Origin of the sequence: Paraglaciecola sp. L3A3 (assembly GCF_009796765.1) — a bacterium.
Lineage (GTDB): Bacteria > Pseudomonadota > Gammaproteobacteria > Enterobacterales > Alteromonadaceae > Paraglaciecola.
Genome location: NZ_CP047023.1, coordinates 320,100 through 338,714, shown reverse-complemented (window position 1 = coordinate 338,714; position 18,615 = coordinate 320,100). Strand labels below are relative to the sequence as shown.

The following is an 18,615-nucleotide window of genomic DNA, read 5'->3' as shown; positions in this document are numbered from 1 at the left end:
TTTTTTAAGCCCACATGACTAACAGTGCAGCAAAAGCGATTAACAACAAGCCCACTATTTCATGTTTTTTGACTGGGTTTTTCAACCAAAACACAGCAATTAGAATAGTAAATAACACTTCAATTTGGCCTAAAGTTTTGACGTAAGCCACATGGTGCAAAGCCATAGCACTAAACCAACAAATTGAACCTAAACAGCTAGTTAAACTAGTACTAAAAGTCATCTTGGCATTTTGTTTTAGCAACACAAATGTTTGTCTGTTTTTCAGCGCGATATACATGACTAACAAACTAGTCTGAATACATAACACCCACAAAAGTACCCAAGCAGCGCTATGGGGAAATGGAACTTTCAACAGGTGGGCTGCTTCTCGAACATATAAAGAAGTTAACGCAAAACAGGTACCACAAGCCAAACCAATTAAAATTGTTTTTAAACTGAGTTCTCCTTTTCTGCCACCACCACTTAAAACAAATACAGCGGCCGCACCAACAAAAATTCCTATCCAACCAAATAAACTTAAGTGACTGCCAAAGAAAATAGTACCCACTACACCAGCCACTAAAGCTTCGCTTTTTGCCAGACCAGCACCCACAGCAAAGTTTTTTTGTTTAAATAAAATCACCATTAATGCCGTTGCCGCGATCTGTAATATGGAAGCGAGAAAGACGATGGCAATGAATTTAGCAGTGAAACTAGGAATGATTTGATCTGAGAAGCTATACAGTATAAACAGATAAAGTAACGCTATAGGTGGTGCAAAGAGAAATCTAGCGAGTGTCACCCCTGATGTACTGACGGTTGCACTGAGTTGACTTTGTAGTGCATTGCGAAAGGTCTGCATTACCACAGCGCCTAGGGTGAAAAGGATCCAGCTCACATCAATACCTTATTGGCCCTTCATCGAAGGTTATTACCTAAAAATGGTATTTTACTCTTTTTATGCTCTAAACGTTATAAAAAGATGAAAAAGCAAGCTGTTGCGGCCTGCTTCTATCTGTCAATCCTTACCAAGGTATAACTTGTCCGGTACTATCTAGATATGTTCCAGATTGTGCAGTCGTTAATTTTTCTACAGTTGTATAAATTTGTTTTGATACTTCAGTGACACTAGTTGGAGCCTGTTCTCCCCCCATGTCAGTCTTCACCCAACCTGGACTCATTGCACAAAAAATAGATTTTTTAGTCTGTTCTCTATTGGCTAATCTCACGGTTAAAAGGTTAAGCGCAACTTTACTCACGGCGTAAGCATCAAAAGGTCCATCGGCACCAATGTTTTCTTGTATCGAAGCTAAGCCAGTTGATATTTGTATCACTTTTGTGGTCTCACTTAGTAATGGGTATAACCCCTGGATCAACAGCGCTGGCCCCACTAAGTTGGCATTAAAATTACTCAAGAATGAAGCTTGCTCCCAATCGCCAAAATTAACATTAACAGACACACCAGCATTATTAATTAACACGGCAAGCTGGGTTAATTGACTAGTCATTTCTACAGCAAATTTGTGTATAGATTGTTCATTACACAGATCTAATTCTGCTAACCACAAATCTTCACCATGTTGGTCTTTTAGAGCTTGTAAACCACTACTAATGGAAGCAGGCCTATGGGTTGCAATCACTTGCCAACCTGATTGTAAATAGTGCTGACATAAACCTAGACCAATGCCTCGACTTGCACCTGTCAGTATTATTGTTTGTTTTGATTTGTTCATAAAAAACCTGTCCCCAATGCTTAAATTCGACTAACTTCATAAATAGGTAGCCCCTGAACACATTGTAAACAATCAACACAAAATAAATAGATTAAATTATATTCTTTGCATTAGGAGTATTAACTCCTTCCATTTTAAACTTGTATTTGTGACAAAATGACAAAAACTGTATCATCCCACCCTAGATAAATCAGAGAGGAATTCGATCTTGAGACTTACACCGCCCTAAGCTAATTCCGCTTCACACGCGCGACAATTTAATAGCGTATTCTGAATAATTTGCTCCTTTTTAATAAAAAACATATTTTCCTCTAATTTGGGGGAACTTACACATTAGGTTATTTACATGCTCGAACACATGAAGAGAGACTGGTTCTCTAACATTCGTGGTGATGTGCTAGCTGGTATAGTTGTGGCGTTAGCCCTGATACCGGAAGCCATTGCCTTTTCTATTATTGCTGGAGTTGATCCTAAAGTAGGCCTTTACGCATCATTCTGTATTGCAGTAGTGATTGCATTTGTAGGTGGCAGACCAGGTATGATATCTGCGGCTACCGGTGCTATGGCATTGCTGATGGTGACTCTGGTCAAAGAACATGGCTTAGAGTATCTATTAGTTGCCACATTATTAACAGGTGTGCTGCAAATACTGGCAGGTTACCTTAAGTTAGGTAGCTTAATGAGGTTTGTTTCACGCTCCGTTGTCACAGGTTTTGTCAACGCCCTAGCCATTCTAATTTTTATGGCACAATTACCAGAATTAACCGATGTCACTTGGCATGTATATGCTATGACAGCGGCTGGATTGGGGATTATTTACCTTTTTCCTTATGTTCCTACTATAGGTAAAATTATTCCTTCGCCCCTAGTGTGTATTGTGTCAATGACAATATTAGCCATCATACTCGGCTTAGACATTCGTACCGTAGGTGACATGGGTGAACTACCTGATACTCTACCTATATTTTTATGGCCAGATGTGCCACTCAACATGGAAACCCTGATGATAGTGTTGCCTTACTCAATGGGGCTAGCTGTAGTGGGTTTACTTGAGTCTATGATGACAGCAACAATAGTGGATGACCTAACAGATACCACAAGTGATAAAAATAGAGAGTGTAAAGGTCAAGGTATTGCCAATATTGGCGCTGGGCTTTTTGGCGGCATGGCAGGTTGTGCCATGATAGGCCAGTCAATAATCAATGTTAAGTCTGGCGGTAGAGGCAGATTATCAACTTTTGTTGCCGGTTTATTCTTAATCATTTTAGTAGTATTTCTTGATGAATGGGTACGTCAAATTCCTATGGCGGCCTTAGTTGCAGTGATGATAATGGTTTCTATAGGCACCTTCTCTTGGTCTTCAATCACCGATTTACGTAAGCTACCTTTATCCTCTAACATTGTCATGATCAGTACTGTTATTGTTGTTGTGGCTACTCACAACCTTGCCATAGGGGTATTCGTAGGAGTGTTGTTAGCTACCTTATTTTTCTCCAACAAAATTGGTCGTTATATGGTGGTAAATTCTCACTATTCTGAGCAAAAAAATGTGCGTACCTACGAAGTGGTTGGTCAGGTATTTTTTGCCTCAGCAGAACAATTTGTTAACCAGTTTGATTTCAAAGAAGCGGCTGAAACCGTAGTTATTGATCTCACTCATGCCCATTTTTGGGATATCACTGCGGTCACGTCATTAGACAAGGTTGTAATTAAGTTTAGACGTGAAGGTGCCACAGTCGATATAGTTGGCATGAATGAAGCTACCACAACTGTGGTCGATAAGTTTGGTGTGCACAATGATCCCAAAGAAGTTGAAAAACTATTTGGCGGACATTAAGGAGAGTATGATGAACAACATAATTACCTGTGTAGATGGTTCTGCTATCACTTCAGCTGTTACTTCTGCTGCAGTATGGGCATCAAAAAAGCTAGATAAACCTATTCTTTTTTTACATACCATTGAGAAACAACAACAACATGGTGCCGACGATTACACCGGCACGATAGGCCTAGGAGCTCGTTCAGCGTTATTGGAAGAGATCACCAAGTTAGATGAGCAACGTAGCAAGGTGGCTTTACAATTAGGTAAAGAATTACTAAAAAATGTAGTCGATCAAGCACAAAATTTAGGTGTAAAGAATAGCGAATCAATGCAAAGGCATGGTGATTTAGTTGATTCAATCACTGATCTAACAGATAAGACTCGACTTATTGTGATAGGTCGCAGTGGCCAAGGTCATGATGGAAACTTTAGTGCTATGGGTTCCAATATTGAAACTCTATTACGACAAGCGACACAAGCTGTATTACTTATCCCAGGTGCATTCCAAGCACCAAGTTCGTTTATGATTGCCTACGATGGCAGAGAAACCGCCGATAATGCCCTGCAAAAAGTGATAGATGGCGGCTTATTACACGGTTTACATTGCCATCTGGTTTCTGTGAAAAATAACGAAAAAGACCTAAATGAAAAATTATTAGCAGCACAGCAAAAGCTCGAAGCCAAAGGTTTTGAAGTAACGGCTTCTTTTATTGAAGGTAATATTTTTCAATCTCTAATGTCTTACAAAAAAGAGCATAACATCGACCTGATAGTAATGGGCGCGTTTGCCCACTCTAAACTCAGGCAGTTTTTTGTTGGTAGTAACACCACAAAAATGCTTGAGCAAAGCGAAGTACCTATGGTGGTATTACGTTAGCAATAGAAACACAAATTGCATAGGTAAGCCTTCAATATAGCAGGCTTACCTGAACATTAACTAACCCCATATTTGAACAACCATCAGTTTTCACCATCAATTATTGGGTAACTGCTCGGCCAAGTAGTCCACCAGCAAACGTATTTTAGGAGACAGATGTCGGTTACGGGGATATATAGCCCAAATTCCTTCTTCTGTTTCTCGATAATTATCAAGTAGTGTGATCAAAGCGCCGCTTTGTAGATGCTCATACACATAATAATCAGGCAACTGTACTATTCCCAGTCCTTTAAGTGCGGCATCCACCAAACTTAAACCACTGTTGTACCTTAACCTGCCGTTTAGCCGAATGTTTTTTTCTTTATCATTGTCACTGAAATGCCAATAATCGAGAGTGCCTAACAAACAACTGTGTTTATTTAATTCAGGTAATGAATGGGGGGTGCCATATTTAGCTAAATATGCAGGAGAGGCACACACATAATTAGTACGAGTACCCAGTTTTTTCGCCATCAAAGACGAATCAGTTAACTTACCCAACCGAATTGCTAAATCATAACCTTGCTCAACCAAATCTATTTTTTGATTACTTAAATAGGCTGACACTTCAATGTCAGCATAAAGCTGCATAAAATCATTTACCAAGGGTAATATCTGTTGTTCGCCATAAGTGACAGGAGCCGTAAGTCTGATTTTCCCTTGAGGTTTAGATTGTAAATTAGTGATGGCCCGTTCTGCGGCATCAAGACCATCAAGAACACTTCGGCAATGCTGATAAAAAAGTCGGCCTTCTTCAGTTAAAGATACTTTGCGAGTAGTCCGATAAAACAGCTTAATATTTAACCGCGTTTCTAAAGCACTCACTTGCCGACTAACTTGTGCTGTAGAAATACTTAGCTTATTTGCCGCTTTGGTAAAACTTTCGTTCTCTGCAACGTAAACAAATTCATTAATACCTTCCCACTGCACAGATTATTACCTATATGTAAAAGTGATTTACCAAAATCGCATATTATCATTTCTGAGGAAACAAATATAATGCTTAGGGTACATATAATATTAAGCCTTTGGTCTGCCAATTACAGGCTAAACAATAACAGCCACAACTAATATAAGTGAAAAATACATGTCAGATAAATTTATTAAATCAAAAGCAGCTATCGCTTGGGGGCCTAAACAGCCACTGTCTGTTGAAGAGATAGACGTAATGTTACCTCGAAAAGGTGAAGTGCTAATTAAGGTCATTGCATCAGGAGTATGTCATACCGATGCGTTTACTTTATCGGGTGAAGATCCAGAAGGTATTTTTCCAGTCATTCTAGGCCATGAAGGTGGCGGTATAGTTGAGCAAGTGGGCGAAGGCGTAACCAGTGTATCGGTTGGCGATCATGTTATTCCTCTTTACACCCCAGAATGTAGAGAGTGTAAATTTTGTCTATCAGGTAAAACAAACTTGTGTCAGAAAATTCGTGAAACGCAAGGTAAAGGGCTAATGCCAGATGGCACCACTCGCTTTTACAAAGATGGCCAACCTATCTTTCATTACATGGGGTGTTCAACTTTTTCTGAATACACAGTTTTACCTGAAATATCATTAGCCAAAGTCAATAAAGAAGCACCTTTAGAAGAAGTTTGTTTGCTAGGTTGTGGTGTCACCACAGGCATGGGGGCCGTGATGAATACGGCTAAAGTAGAAGAAGGCGCCAGTGTGGCAGTCTTTGGCTTAGGTGGTATTGGTTTATCTGCGGTTATTGGCGCGACTATGGCCAAAGCCAGTCGTATTATTGTGATTGATATCAACGAAAGTAAGTTTGAATTGGCTAAAAAATTAGGAGCGACTGACTGTATTAATCCAAAAGATTACGACCAACCAATTCAAGACGTCATTGTGGAACTAACCGATGGTGGTGTTGACTACTCATTTGAGTGTGTAGGTAATGTTAACCTAATGCGCTCTGCTTTAGAGTGTTGCCACAAAGGTTGGGGCGAGTCTGTAATAATTGGTGTAGCCGGTGCCGGTCAAGAAATTAGCACCCGTCCATTTCAGTTAGTCACAGGTCGAGTATGGCGCGGTACTGCTTTTGGTGGCGTAAAAGGTCGTACAGAGTTACCTGATTATGTGGAACGTTATTTAGCCGGTGAGTTTAAGTTAAGTGATTTTATTACCCACACAATGAGCCTTGAAGAGATTAACCATTCATTTGAATTAATGCATAAAGGCGAAAGTATCCGTACCGTTATTCATTTCGATAAGTAAGTCATTAAGTCACTGACTTAATTTCTGCATTATGAGTTTCACTGGCGGTTAATCTTCCCAAGGTTTAGCGCCAGTATTTTAATTTTGCTCTGAGGTGTTAAACATGACAATTGAAAATTTAAGCATCAACAAAAGTTTTGGCGGTTGGCATAAACAATATAGCCATGATTCTAAAGTACTTAACTGCAAAATGCGCTTTGCTATCTATCTACCGCCCCAAGCATCTAGCACAAACAAAGTTCCTGTACTCTACTGGCTTTCGGGCCTTACCTGTACTGACGAAAACTTCATGCAAAAAGCAGGCGCTCAGCGTATTGCTGCTGAGTTGGGCATAGCCATAGTCGCTCCAGATACTAGCCCCCGAGGCGAAGATGTAGCCAATGATGAAGCCTATGATTTAGGTCAAGGTGCGGGATTCTACGTCAACGCCACACAAGCGCCTTGGGATCGTCATTATCATATGTACGATTACGTTGTGAATGAATTACCAGAAATAATAGAAGCAGCCTTTCCTGTTTCAAGTAACCGCGCCATAAGTGGACATTCTATGGGCGGACACGGAGCATTAACTATTGGCCTGTTAAATCCTGAACGTTACCGTTCAATGTCAGCCTTTAGTCCAATTTGTAATCCAATCAATTGTACATGGGGAGAAAAAGCCTTTACCGCTTACTTGGGTAAAGATAAAACCACTTGGCAGAAATACGATGCTAGCGAGTTAATGCGCCAAGCTACTCAGTATATTCCTGCTATGGTCGATCAAGGTGGTGCTGATGATTTTTTGAAGGAACAACTTAAACCTGAAATTTTAGAATCCGCTGCGAAAGTAAGTGGTTACCCACTAAAAGTTAGAATACATCAAGGTTATGACCACAGTTACTATTTTATATCGTCATTTATAGAAGATCACCTGCGTTTTCATGCTGGTTACTTAAATAAATAACCCTATACAAAAACTGCCAAACAATCGGCAGTTTTATTTTTACTTCAACAGTCCCTAGCTTGTTGTAATTCTTTTAGCGAAAAATCAAAACCTTTATTCAACAACCATTGCTCTGCATCTTCAGCATTATGGGTGTAAAGCTGATTTTCAGCATCGTAATTAGATACATTGCTAATAATATTTTTTTGCATCTCAAAACGACATAAGGTGACCTCATGGGTTTGATTATTAGCGGCACACCAGTCGTATATAAGTTGAAAACCATCAAAAGCTTCAAAGGTCGGCATAATCCAGTTACGAATATCAACAACTGCAGCCCATGGCTTATTTTTAACGTCCACAAGTAAACTTTGAGTCTCTGCTAATACTTTTTCAACCGTCCCCTTTGACCAAACATTATTCAGTTCAACGTAAAGTACATTACCAATAAGATGTAATTGATATAAGCTCGAATTTGATTCTGTCGACACCATTATGGCTCCCTAGTTTATTTATCGCTAGATAACACAAAAGAATACTAGCATATTTATTTTGCCAAATTATATTATCAATATTTAGCTTGAACGATACCTCTTATCCAGAACTCAGGTTAAGTAACCTGAATTCTGGATAAGCCGAACCTCTCGATAACGCTCTTTTTGTGCCTAGCGGCGTTGGATTGTCTAGTAATAACACGTTATTACGTACGACAATCCGCCTTGCTATACACAAAAATTTCGTCACCGAGTAAGTATTCAGGTGAGGTGAATTGGGTGAGTGTTATTAAGTTATTGAATTGTAATAAATTAAGATTGGACGATACTTCTTATCCAGAACTCAGGTTAAGTAAAATAAAAAATATTGATTTACTTAATATTAAAAAGGCAAACTAGAGAAAAATACACAAGGAAATGTCCGTGTTCAAAAACAGCCCCCTGCGCAATTTGTTAATATTAATTCTTCTCATCACTTTCCCATCTATTGCAGAAGAATCTATTCCCGACCAACTATCAGATTGGCAAGCGTGGGTTTTGAAAGATAAGGAAAATCTAACTTGCCCATTTATCAATCAATCTGACTATCGCAACGAACACAATCACATTTGTGTCTGGCCTAGTACATTAGACATACAAGTCGATTCGCAGGGGGCAACATTTCAACAATCATGGAAGGTGCTCAGTAAAAGTAAAGTTCCCTTGTTAGGCAATAACAAATATTGGCCCTTCGAAATAAAAGTGAATGGCAAAAACACTCCCATTTTTAGTAAAAATGGCATGCCATTTATAGAATTAGAAAAAGGTAATTATTCGCTAGAAGGTAAGTTAAGCTGGCAAAGTATTCCAGCCAGCATCACTCTTTCTAAGCAAACCGCCTTAGTTAATATGTCTATTAATGGGCGAGCTATCAACTTCCCCAAAATTAATAACAATGAATTATGGTTTCAGGAATCAACACAAGATCAAGCTGACCAAGAAACGCTTGACATACGAGTGGTCAGAAAAGTCAGTGATGGTCCTTATATTGCGTTAAAAACAATTATCTCTGTGGATGTGTCAGGAAAAATACGTGAAGTCCCCCTTGGTCATGTCCTACCAAAAAACTTTGATCTCATAGGTATTCAAAGTGAAACGCCAGCATTTTTAGATGCAGATGGTGTGTTACATGCCAAGTTAAAACCTGGCAATTGGGAAATCATAGTGAATGCCTACTCAGCTCCAACCAACTTAATTTGGCAACGCCCAGCGCAATCTCAGCATTGGCCAAAAGATGAAGTTTGGGTCTTTGAGACGAACGAAAAGCTACGCTTTGGAAAACTAAGCGGGGCAAGTGTGATTGATAGCGGACAAGTAGAAATGCCACAAGCTTGGTACCAATACCCGGCCTATCTATTAACTGAAAATAACTCTCTTAATTACGATATCCAACATAGGGGTAAACCTTTACATTTAGAAAACCAATTAAGCTTAGAGCGCACCTTTTGGCTCTCTTTTGACAACAAGCAGTTGTCATTTAAAGACAAAGTAACCGGTAGTATGGTTGAAGGTTGGCGCCTAGGTATGCCTGCTCCTTTCATCCTCGAATCAGCAGAAGACCAAGACGGGCCGGTACTTATTACCAGCCTAACAGAAGGCGAAAGAGGATTAGAAAATCGTTATTCTATGCTTGATGTCAATGCTAGTGGCATGGTTAGTGCCACATCAACTCTACCAATCACAGGCTGGAAAAGTGATTTTGAGCGGGTATCTATCAAATTAAACTTACCACCTGGCAATAAACTTTTTGCCGTATTTGGTACCGATAGGGTCTCGGATAGTTGGTGGAGTCGTTGGTCCATCTGGGCAAGTTTTATCGTACTATTGGCTTCACTCGCGGCTTATCGTTTATCAGGTTTAGTTGCGGGGATATTGACTGCACTTATGTTAGTTGTTGTGTATCAAGAGAATAGTGCTCCGGTAATAGCCATACTCAACTTATTAGTTGCCATTGCAATTAGAAAACATCAACCATTCGAAAAACTTAAAAGCATTGCCAAAATCTATTGGGCAGCTAGTGCCGCCATAGTTGTAGCTGCTATTTTACTGTTTAGTGCCAATCAATTACGCACAGTGATCCATCCACAATTAGAAACAGGCAACCGCAATATGTATAGCCAAGATGCAGAAAACTATGCAGATACTGATATTATTAGAATGCGCAAACCTACACCAGCCCCTTCCCAGAGCGCATCAATATCGACAATGAACTTAGGTAAAGCAAAGGCGGAAGCGGAAGCCGAACTTAGAATGGTGACAGAGAGCGGGGCAAGAATGAGACAAGCTGATTCATTTATCGAACGTTATCAATCTGATGCTTTACTGCAAGCAGGCTCAGGTACGCCCAACTGGAGCTGGAATCAATATACACTGTCTTGGAATAGCCCAATTGCGCAAGACCAAACATTTGAGTTAATTATTTTATCCAAAACCACTAACAAAATTTTAAAACTATTAGGCATTGTTCTGATGCTGCTTTGGTTATTCTTTTTATTAAAAGACGCAATACAGGTAACAATAGATAGATTCAAACACAAATCAGCCATAGCTTTTATAGGCGTATTTTGTCTAATGCCCATTTATACCCCACCAGCGCAAGCAAATAGTTTTCCTAGCCAAGCAATGCTCGAAGAATTAAAAAGTCGATTACTTGAAGCACCTAATTGTGCACCAGACTGTGCTTCAATTAATTCACTTGGCGTGTCAGCCAAAAACGACACCTTATCTCTTAATATAACTGTGCATGCGAATAGCCAAAGTGCCTTAGCCCTGCCCACTTCAGAGTTTTGGCAAGGACAGTCCTTTACTTTAAATAACAAACCTTTATTGACTGTATATCGTCAAAATAATTGGTTATATATCCCCGTTGCTGCAGGAGTTTCGACTTTAGTCATCACTGGACGTTTAATCCCAGTTGATAACTTTCAACTAAGATTTAAAGATAAACCCAAACGGGTGGTTATTGAGCCATCTGATAGTTGGGATATTGTTGGCGCACAAGGTAATATTTTAGCGGGTAATTCCTTAGAGTTTTTAGCCAAAATAAAAGCTAACCAAGAAGATTCGCCAGCTTCGACTCGTTTTAAACAACCAGCTTATGTAAAAGTCTCTAGGGTGTTAACCATAGATAAAATGTGGACAGTGAACACGGTAGTCGAACGGATTGCGCCTGCTGTAGGCTCTTTAAACTTGCAGATCCCAATACTAACAGGAGAGCATGTTATAAGTGATGAAGTCACAGTTAAAAATAATCATGTAGCTGTCAGCATTTCGGCAGGTGAGAACAAGTTTACTTGGTCCTCTACCTTAGAGCGCCATGAAAACATGCAGCTTACCGCTGACAGTAAACAAAATTATATAGAGCAATGGCAAATTGTCATCAGCCCTTCTTGGCATTTAAGTTTGGATGGTCTACCTATGATTATGGAAAAACAGAATGCCTTCGATTATTTCAACTATTCCTTTTACCCGTATGCCGGTGAGTCTTTAAACCTCGATATTTCACGCCCCAAAGCCGTAAAGGGAGAGGCTTTAGCTATAGACAGTGTAAAAGTCGATATTGATTTAGGCACTCGCACCTCAAAACTTGAGTTGGCGTTTAATTATCGCAGTACCCGTGGCGGTGAACACTTTATTGATTTACCTGCAGACTACCAACTAAAAGAAGTCAAAACCGATGGGAGAACAATCAACTTGCAGCCAGAAGCTGGCAAACTTGCGATTCCTATATCCCCAGGCACACACCATATACAAATTACCATGCGCTCTACTGTAGAAAATTTATTATCGTTTTCGCCACCAGTAATCAATCTAAACGCACCATCGAGCAATATCACAACCCAAGTCAATGTCAGTAATCAGCGCTGGATATTATGGGCCAAAGGGCCACTGTTAGGCCCTGCAATACTTTATTGGGGCGAACTGTTAGCTTTTATTCTTATTGCCTTGCTACTCGCTCGTGTGAAATTTTCACCTCTTAATACAGGGCAATGGTTAATTTTAGGATTTGGATTAAGTTTAAATAACTGGGGGGTTTTAGTCTTAATCGCACTGTGGTTTTCTGCGATTACTGCCAGTCAATACCGGCCCAAAGACATCAAAAGCACCTTGTATAATTTCTCACAATTATGTTTATACGTTTTTTCTGCAGTGGCAATTTTGTCACTGATCGCAGTCGTCCCCATAAGCTTGTTGAGTAAACCCAGCATGGGCATTGAAGGCTATGAGTCATATGGAAATACCCTGACTTGGTTTGCCGATAAAGCTGATAATCAGTTACCCACTATCACCATTTTGAGTATTTCAGTGTGGTTCTACAAAGCCATAATGTTAGTCTGGGTAATATGGTTAAGCACCTCAATTTTAAGTTGGATAAAATGGGCTTGGAGTTCGTTAGGAGTGAATGGTTACTGGCAAGCTTCATCTAGCAAAAGCAAAAAAAACGACAGTTCATTATCGTTGACAGAGAAAGATAGATAAGATCATACAGTTTACCATATCTCGTGAAGAATTGGAGATAAAATGGCAAGGATGCCACTTCTATTGCTATTGCTATATTTGAGGCAAGCTTACAGTTTGATAAAACGAGGAACTGCATATTTAAGGCACATTTCTGTTAGCCTAGATAGCTCTAACATACGATTCAATATACAATTTCAGCACTTCACTGTTAACAACATTAAACCCAATCTATCAATTACTGAGATATCAAAAATGAAAATTTTTCTAGTACTAAGTCTTTTTTTGGCTTGTGTACAAACAGTTCATGCACAAAGTGTTACTGACGAATTTATTATCGCTTTGGTCGATAAACACTTACCCAAAGTTTTACATCAAGAAAAAGCCACAAGATGGGCAATGGGCACTTATGATTTAACCGTCACCAAAACCGGAGGAGCTAAATTTTCTAGTACCCACAAATATTTAAGCTTAACAGTACCCGTTAAAGTGGTAATGACAGGGCAAGTAAATAAACAACTATTAGGTCAAAAAATACTGCTCAATTGTTCATCTGAAATAATCACCCAAACTAGAATCGATATTGAACCTATTATTAACCCGCCAACATCAAGAGCCAATGTTGAAGTATCGGTACCTGTACCCGAGTCAAACTTAAATTGTGATGGCTTAAAATTACCTATCAAACCACTACTAGAGCAACTTGTAGCCACCGAAAAAAAGGAATGGCAGCAAAAGCTTGAGCAAGACATTCTAGCAATGTTCCAACAAGTCGGCATATAAACATTACCAAATTCATAATAAGTAAGCATTAATGAACACGTTATTATATCTAGCAACTGTTATGCTTTGGGGTACAACATGGATTGCGATTCACTGGCAAGTAGGCGACGTGACGGCATTGGTGTCGGTATTCTATCGTTTTGCTATTGCTGGCGCTTTGTTCTTACCCATCTTATTTTTATTAGGAAAACTGCAAAAAACAGATAAACGTGATCATTGCTTTTTTCTGCTGCAAGGTGCGTGTTTATTTTCGTTAAACTTTGTTTGCTTTTACACCGCCAGCCAATACATTATTAGTGGTTTAATTTCAGTTATTTTTGCGTTGGCCACCATATTTAATGCCTTAAACCAATGGCTAATTTGGCGTGACAAACCTACCGTCACTATTTATCTAGCTGGGCTTTTAGGTCTGTCTGGCTTGGTATTATTGTTTTGGCAACAGCTTAGTGTGGCAACAAGCATCCAAGATTTAATTTACGGCATAGGCTTTTCGGTTGCCGGCACTTACTGCTTCTCGTTAGGTAATATGATTTCGGTACGCCACAGCAAAAACGGCATAAAGCCATGGACCAGCAATGCCTACGGTATGATTTACGGTGTAGCCATTTTATTGCTATGTATTGGCCTAAGCGGCACACAGTGGCAATGGGACAATCGCCCACTCTATTTAGCCAGCTTAATCTACTTAGCCATACCGGGTTCTATTATTGGCTTTACGGTTTACCTAGCACTAGTTGCCCGCATAGGCGCTAACCAAGCGGCCTACACCACAGTACTATTCCCAATTGTTGCACTAACCATTTCAATTTTTGTTGAAGGTTACACCTTAGATATAACTGCAGTTCTGGGTTTAATATTGGTTATAACTGGTGTTTTAGTGTCAAGTCGTGGCTCGCAATTGCTGGCTTGGTTGCGCGGTAGACGAGCGGCGGCGTAGGGCATCGATACTCAATATTTATCAAGTATTCACTGAGTTCATAAAGCATCGGCTGACTGATATCAAAGTTAAAGAAACCCAGTCACGTCCCCCTGCATGCTTTTAGCATGGGTGCGTCAACAATATTTCAGTAGCTTTTATGTTGCAATGTTTGTCTTGGCGTCTCACCGAACAGACGTTTATAGTTCTGACAGAACCATCCCAAATGAAAAAAACCATAATTAAACGCTATCTCAGAAATGGTTAAAAACTCTTCATTATTTAACAGTACCCTTCTTACCTGATTAAGACGGGTGACCTGAATATATTGCTTAGGCGATATCCCATAGCATTGCGTAAAAGTATATTGTAAGGTGCGACGGCTGACATGTACGGCAGCGCATATTTCGCTCATGGTAATAGGAGTCTTTAAGCGTGACTCGGTTAAATACTCATGAACTCGGGCCATTATGCGTTGGCGCTGAGGCGAAGTAACCTGAACCTCTGCTGTTTGTTGCCCATTACTTAAGAGTTCTAGCACTGCGTCTTGTAGAATAGATTCGTGAGTACTTATGCTCCAACGGTTACTTTTTGGTTGCAACAACAGATTAAGATATTGCCTAAATTTTTGTAGTTCAGCTTGTGTTATGTTTTCCAGCCAAAGGCTATGGTTAACATAAAAGTCTCCCATTGCTTGCTCAATAATGTCAGTAAAAAAACTGCGGTGCAGCACTAATCCATAAATAGAGAAATTATCCGGAGTGAGTAACTCAAAGTCCTGCCCACCAGCTCTACATAGAAACTGATTACTGGTGCTCTGTTCATTATTAATTCTGCAACTTTTACTATTAGCACTGAGTCCTAGCCAAAGTCCGCCTTGCTCTACTTTGCACTGCTGCCGCAAACTATGGCTAGTATCTTCACGAAAGGTGTGGATATGTGAAAAATGCAGTTCATTAATAACACCCAGAAAGTGCCCAGAGCTCAGTTGATCAAATTCCTGCTGCCAGTTAGTCAAGTTCGCTGCCTGATGATTTGCATCATTAGCGTGAATTGTGTTCCACAGTGGTGCCTGATTATTTAATGTATGTCTATTCATATGCATCCCCCTGTTCGTCCACATGCTCCAACATAGCGCTTAAAAACTTTATCTTATTGTTATTTATATACTTTTTGTGTTTGCCGATTTTTGATATTGGTTAGGTACAGATATCGCTTACATCTACTATTGATATTGTTCTGGCGCTCAATCTCATGCAGCAAAAACTAAACCAATTCGTATAAGGGAGCCTGATGCCTGGTTTTATTATTTCTTATATCAAGTATGTGGATAAATTTAATTACTTTATTGGCCGTATTGCGATGTATGGGATCTTCATAATGGTCGGCGTACTTTTATGGTCATCCATATCTAAAACCTTTTTTATGCCATCACTCTGGACCCTTGAGTCTGCCCAATTTGCAATGGTTTCCTACTATATCCTCGGTGGTGCTTACGCAATCCAACTAAAAGCTAATGTGCGGATGGACCTTTTTTATAGTGAATGGTCGATTAAAAGGCGCGCTTGGGTCGACGCTTTTACCGTTTTCTTTTTAATTTTTTTCCTATTTGTACTTCTCTATGGCGGGCTGGAAAGCATGCTGTATTCTCTTGAGTATGGACAGCGTACTCGTACCGCTTGGCGCCCACTACTTTGGCCAATAAAGGCTGTTATGTGCATAGGGTTCTTCATGATGATCCTACAGGCTATCTCTGAATTTTTTAAAGATATCGCGATTATCAAAGGAGTAGAAGTAACAGGCATAGAAATCAAGGGAGCACAGCTCAAATGAGCTATGGAATGATCGCAACTCTCATGTTCGTGTCTATGGCATTGTTGATGGCATCAGGTCAACGCGTATTTGCAGCAATAGGCGCTGTTGCGTCAGTGGCTGCCATTTTTTTATGGGGAACTGGCGGTGCAGAAATACCTTTTACCGCAGCGATGAAGTTGATGAATTGGTATCCGATGCTGACCTTACCCATGTTTATTTTTATGGGCTATGTTCTGTCAGAATCCAAGATTGCCGATGACCTATATAAAATGTTTCATGTATGGATGGGGCCTATGCCAGGCGGCCTTGCCATAGGCACCATAGGTCTTATGGTACTGGTATCAGCAATGAACGGACTGTCTGTTGCAGGCATGGCGATTGGTGCCACCATTGCTCTACCAGAACTGCTTAAGCGAGGGTATAACAAGAAGATGGTTACCGGCGTAATCCAAGCTGGTTCCTCCCTTGGTATTTTAGTTCCTCCTTCAGTGGTACTAGTTCTGTACGCCATGATCGCTCGCCAGCCGGTGGGTCAACTTTGGCTCGCTGGTATTGTTCCAGGGCTGATTATGGCCGTCATGTTTATTATTTATATTGTCATCTGCTGTCGTCTTAATCCTTCTTGGGGACCAGTACTACCTAAAGAGGAGCGCAATGTCTCTAAGGCTGAAAAACTACGCTTACTTGGCGCGGGAATTCTGCCACTTGGAATTTTTGCAGTAATGATGGTGCCTTTTGTTAATGGCTGGACGAGCTTAGTCGAAAGCTCAGCAATTGGCGCTATGGCTGCATTTTTAGCTGCAATTTTTAAAAAGCGCATGACTAAAGTCGTATTTGAGAATTCTGTGCGTAACACGCTTGGTATCTCTTGTATGTTTATGTGGATTATTCTCGCCGCATTAGGTTTTGGGGCAATATTCGATGGACTTGGCGCAGTCAAAGCAATCGCTAACTTGTTTACTGACCAGTTAGGCCTAAGCCCATGGACCATACTTATTTTAATGCAGTTATCTTTTTTAGTGATGGGAACTTTCTTAGATGATACGGCTATGCTGGTTATTGTTGCGCCTCTCTTTGTGCCGCTAGTCCATGCTCTTGGCTTTGACTTAATTTGGTACGGCGTGCTCTACACTATTACCTGTCAGATTGCCTATATGACACCGCCATTTGGCTATAACCTCTTTCTAATGCGCGCCATGGCACCACCAGAAATTTCACTGCGGGATATCTACAGCTCTATCGGTCCCTTTGTGGGCATTATGCTGCTCGCACTTATTCTGATTATGGCTTTCCCACAGATCGCGCTGTGGTTACCCAACTATGTTTATGGATAGTAAGTGATGAGGACCTTTTATTTACTGCCTATTTAAATCTTAATTCACTCACATTAGGCGGGTTAGCGCTCGGCTAAAATTAATCAACAGGGGAAACACATGAACTCAAGACGTAAGTTTTTAACAACCGCAGCAGCGCTGACCGCTGGCACTGTGCTGGCACCTGCAAAAACTTTTGCAGCTGACCCTAAGATTAAATGGCGCATGCAAACCTATGCAGGCCCCTCACTTGCAGAGCATGTTGTTAAACCTGCTATCGAGGCATTTAACCGAATTGCTGGTGAAGAAATGCAGATCGAGCTTTATTTTGCTGATCAGTTAGTACCCACAGGTGAATTATTCCGTGCCATGCAAAAAGGAATTATTGATGCTGTACAATCGGATGATGACTCTATGGCATCTCCCACAGAAGTCACAACATTCGGTGGCTATTTTCCTTTTGGTAGCCGTTATTCACTAGACGTACCTGTATTATTTAACCAATACGGTCTAGATAAAATCTGGAAAGATGAATACGCAAAAGTAGGGGTAAAACATATTTCTGCCGGTGCATGGGATCCATGTCACTTTGCCACTAAAAAGCCGATAAAAAGTTTAAGTGACTTAAAAGGATTAAGAGTATTCACTTTCCCTACTGCGGGCCGTTTTATGGCTAAGTACGGTGTCGTACCTGTGTCTCTTCCTTGGGAAGATGTAGAAGTCGCCCTACAGACTGGAGAACTAGATGGTATAGCGTGGTCAGGTATAACCGAAGATTACACTGTTGGCTGGTCTAAAGTGACGGATTATTTTCTAACAAATAATATCTCTGGAGCATGGATTGGACACTTTTTTGCCAATATGGAGCGCTACAATGAACTGCCAGAACACCTTAAAGAATTACTAGCACTATGTATGGAAACGTCGCACTACTATCGTCAGTGGTGGTACTGGGGCGGAGAAGCAAAACTACGTGTTGAAGGCCCCGATATGAAGCTAACCACTATTCCAGACGAAGAGTGGGCACAAGTTGAAGCAGATGCTCGTGTCTTTTGGGACGAGATTGCCAAAGAATCTCCAACCAAAGCAAAAATTGTTGATATATTCAAAAAATACAACGCTGACATGGAAAAAGCGGGCAGACCTTACCGCTACAGCTAAGCGTAAAAAGACAGAGAACAGCTGCGATACTGGTCGCCGCTGT

At 40.4% G+C, this 18,615-nt stretch carries 15 protein-coding genes; 10 read left to right on the top strand and 5 right to left on the bottom strand.

Features of this window, described 5'->3' with window-relative positions; genetic code table 11:
• Positions 1-4: 4 nt before the first annotated feature.
• Positions 5-880, bottom strand: coding sequence for a DMT family transporter (locus tag GQR87_RS01400; RefSeq protein ID WP_158965808.1), 876 nt, complete (start codon positions 878-880; stop codon positions 5-7).
• Between the two features lie 127 nt (positions 881-1,007).
• Positions 1,008-1,715: an SDR family NAD(P)-dependent oxidoreductase gene (locus GQR87_RS01395; protein ID WP_158965806.1), complete on the bottom strand. Its 708-nt coding sequence runs from the start codon at positions 1,713-1,715 to the stop codon at positions 1,008-1,010.
• Between the two features lie 346 nt (positions 1,716-2,061).
• Between GQR87_RS01395 and GQR87_RS01390 the strand changes: the two genes are divergently transcribed.
• Both GQR87_RS01390 and GQR87_RS01385 read left to right on the top strand, forming a co-directional pair.
• Complete coding sequence (locus GQR87_RS01390) at positions 2,062-3,552, top strand: SulP family inorganic anion transporter (protein WP_158965805.1); 1,491 nt, start codon at positions 2,062-2,064, stop codon at positions 3,550-3,552.
• 10 nt (positions 3,553-3,562) lie between these two features.
• Complete coding sequence (locus GQR87_RS01385; RefSeq protein ID WP_158972847.1) at positions 3,563-4,414, top strand: universal stress protein; 852 nt, start codon at positions 3,563-3,565, stop codon at positions 4,412-4,414.
• Positions 4,415-4,510: 96 nt separating this feature from the next.
• Here the strand turns inward: GQR87_RS01385 and GQR87_RS01380 are convergent, their stop codons facing one another.
• Positions 4,511-5,383, bottom strand: a complete 873-nt coding sequence (locus GQR87_RS01380; RefSeq protein ID WP_158965803.1) for a LysR substrate-binding domain-containing protein — start codon at positions 5,381-5,383, stop codon at positions 4,511-4,513.
• A gap of 157 nt (positions 5,384-5,540) precedes the next feature.
• Here GQR87_RS01380 and GQR87_RS01375 point away from each other — a divergent pair, with 157 nt between their 5' ends.
• A complete protein-coding gene (locus tag GQR87_RS01375) occupies positions 5,541-6,671 on the top strand; it encodes an S-(hydroxymethyl)glutathione dehydrogenase/class III alcohol dehydrogenase (RefSeq protein WP_158965801.1) in 1,131 nt (376 codons plus the stop codon).
• A 103-nt stretch (positions 6,672-6,774) separates the two neighbouring features.
• A complete protein-coding gene (gene fghA, locus GQR87_RS01370) occupies positions 6,775-7,614 on the top strand; it encodes an S-formylglutathione hydrolase (RefSeq protein ID WP_158965799.1) in 840 nt (279 codons plus the stop codon).
• Between the two features lie 44 nt (positions 7,615-7,658).
• Here fghA and GQR87_RS01365 read toward each other — a convergent pair whose 3' ends face one another.
• The gene (locus tag GQR87_RS01365; protein ID WP_158965797.1) at positions 7,659-8,087 is read right to left on the bottom strand and encodes a hypothetical protein; all 429 of its coding nucleotides are present in this window, start codon (positions 8,085-8,087) and stop codon (positions 7,659-7,661) included.
• A gap of 423 nt (positions 8,088-8,510) precedes the next feature.
• Here GQR87_RS01365 and GQR87_RS01360 point away from each other — a divergent pair, with 423 nt between their 5' ends.
• From GQR87_RS01360 to GQR87_RS01350, 3 genes are all read left to right on the top strand, one after another.
• On the top strand, positions 8,511-12,605 hold the full coding sequence (locus GQR87_RS01360; RefSeq protein ID WP_158965794.1) for a hypothetical protein: 4,095 nt from the start codon (positions 8,511-8,513) through the stop codon (positions 12,603-12,605).
• A gap of 234 nt (positions 12,606-12,839) precedes the next feature.
• Positions 12,840-13,367, top strand: a complete 528-nt coding sequence (locus GQR87_RS22290; RefSeq protein ID WP_233267370.1) for a DUF4403 family protein — start codon at positions 12,840-12,842, stop codon at positions 13,365-13,367.
• A gap of 31 nt (positions 13,368-13,398) precedes the next feature.
• The gene (locus GQR87_RS01350; protein WP_158965792.1) at positions 13,399-14,304 is read left to right on the top strand and encodes a DMT family transporter; all 906 of its coding nucleotides are present in this window, start codon (positions 13,399-13,401) and stop codon (positions 14,302-14,304) included.
• A 127-nt stretch (positions 14,305-14,431) separates the two neighbouring features.
• Here GQR87_RS01350 and GQR87_RS01345 read toward each other — a convergent pair whose 3' ends face one another.
• Positions 14,432-15,382, bottom strand: coding sequence for a helix-turn-helix domain-containing protein (locus tag GQR87_RS01345; RefSeq protein WP_199271673.1), 951 nt, complete (start codon positions 15,380-15,382; stop codon positions 14,432-14,434).
• 194 nt (positions 15,383-15,576) lie between these two features.
• Between GQR87_RS01345 and GQR87_RS01340 the strand changes: the two genes are divergently transcribed.
• The 3 genes from GQR87_RS01340 (at position 15,577) to GQR87_RS01330 (ending at position 18,572) form a co-directional block, all read left to right on the top strand.
• The gene (locus GQR87_RS01340; RefSeq protein ID WP_158965788.1) at positions 15,577-16,116 is read left to right on the top strand and encodes a TRAP transporter small permease subunit; all 540 of its coding nucleotides are present in this window, start codon (positions 15,577-15,579) and stop codon (positions 16,114-16,116) included.
• Positions 16,113-17,432, top strand: a complete 1,320-nt coding sequence (locus GQR87_RS01335; protein WP_158965786.1) for a TRAP transporter large permease subunit — start codon at positions 16,113-16,115, stop codon at positions 17,430-17,432. The genes GQR87_RS01340 and GQR87_RS01335 overlap by 4 nt, the downstream gene beginning before the upstream one ends.
• A 99-nt stretch (positions 17,433-17,531) precedes the next feature.
• Positions 17,532-18,572: a TRAP transporter substrate-binding protein gene (locus GQR87_RS01330; protein ID WP_158965784.1), complete on the top strand. Its 1,041-nt coding sequence runs from the start codon at positions 17,532-17,534 to the stop codon at positions 18,570-18,572.
• Positions 18,573-18,615: the final 43 nt, after the last annotated feature.

Bases quoted from the DNA above. Each gene is read 5' to 3' on its own strand.
- GQR87_RS01340 (WP_158965788.1), top strand. From the start codon at position 15,577: ATGCCTGGTTTTATTATTTCTTATATCAAGTATGTGGATAAATTTAAT.
- GQR87_RS22290 (WP_233267370.1), top strand. From the start codon at position 12,840: ATGAAAATTTTTCTAGTACTAAGTCTTTTTTTGGCTTGTGTACAAACA.
- GQR87_RS01335 (WP_158965786.1), top strand. From the start codon at position 16,113: ATGAGCTATGGAATGATCGCAACTCTCATGTTCGTGTCTATGGCATTG.
- GQR87_RS01385 (WP_158972847.1), top strand. From the start codon at position 3,563: ATGAACAACATAATTACCTGTGTAGATGGTTCTGCTATCACTTCAGCT.
- GQR87_RS01345 (WP_199271673.1), bottom strand. From the start codon at position 15,382: ATGAATAGACATACATTAAATAATCAGGCACCACTGTGGAACACAATT.
- GQR87_RS01330 (WP_158965784.1), top strand. From the start codon at position 17,532: ATGAACTCAAGACGTAAGTTTTTAACAACCGCAGCAGCGCTGACCGCT.
- fghA (WP_158965799.1), top strand. From the start codon at position 6,775: ATGACAATTGAAAATTTAAGCATCAACAAAAGTTTTGGCGGTTGGCAT.
- GQR87_RS01395 (WP_158965806.1), bottom strand. From the start codon at position 1,715: ATGAACAAATCAAAACAAACAATAATACTGACAGGTGCAAGTCGAGGC.
- GQR87_RS01350 (WP_158965792.1), top strand. From the start codon at position 13,399: ATGAACACGTTATTATATCTAGCAACTGTTATGCTTTGGGGTACAACA.
- GQR87_RS01375 (WP_158965801.1), top strand. From the start codon at position 5,541: ATGTCAGATAAATTTATTAAATCAAAAGCAGCTATCGCTTGGGGGCCT.
- GQR87_RS01390 (WP_158965805.1), top strand. From the start codon at position 2,062: ATGCTCGAACACATGAAGAGAGACTGGTTCTCTAACATTCGTGGTGAT.
- GQR87_RS01365 (WP_158965797.1), bottom strand. From the start codon at position 8,087: ATGGTGTCGACAGAATCAAATTCGAGCTTATATCAATTACATCTTATT.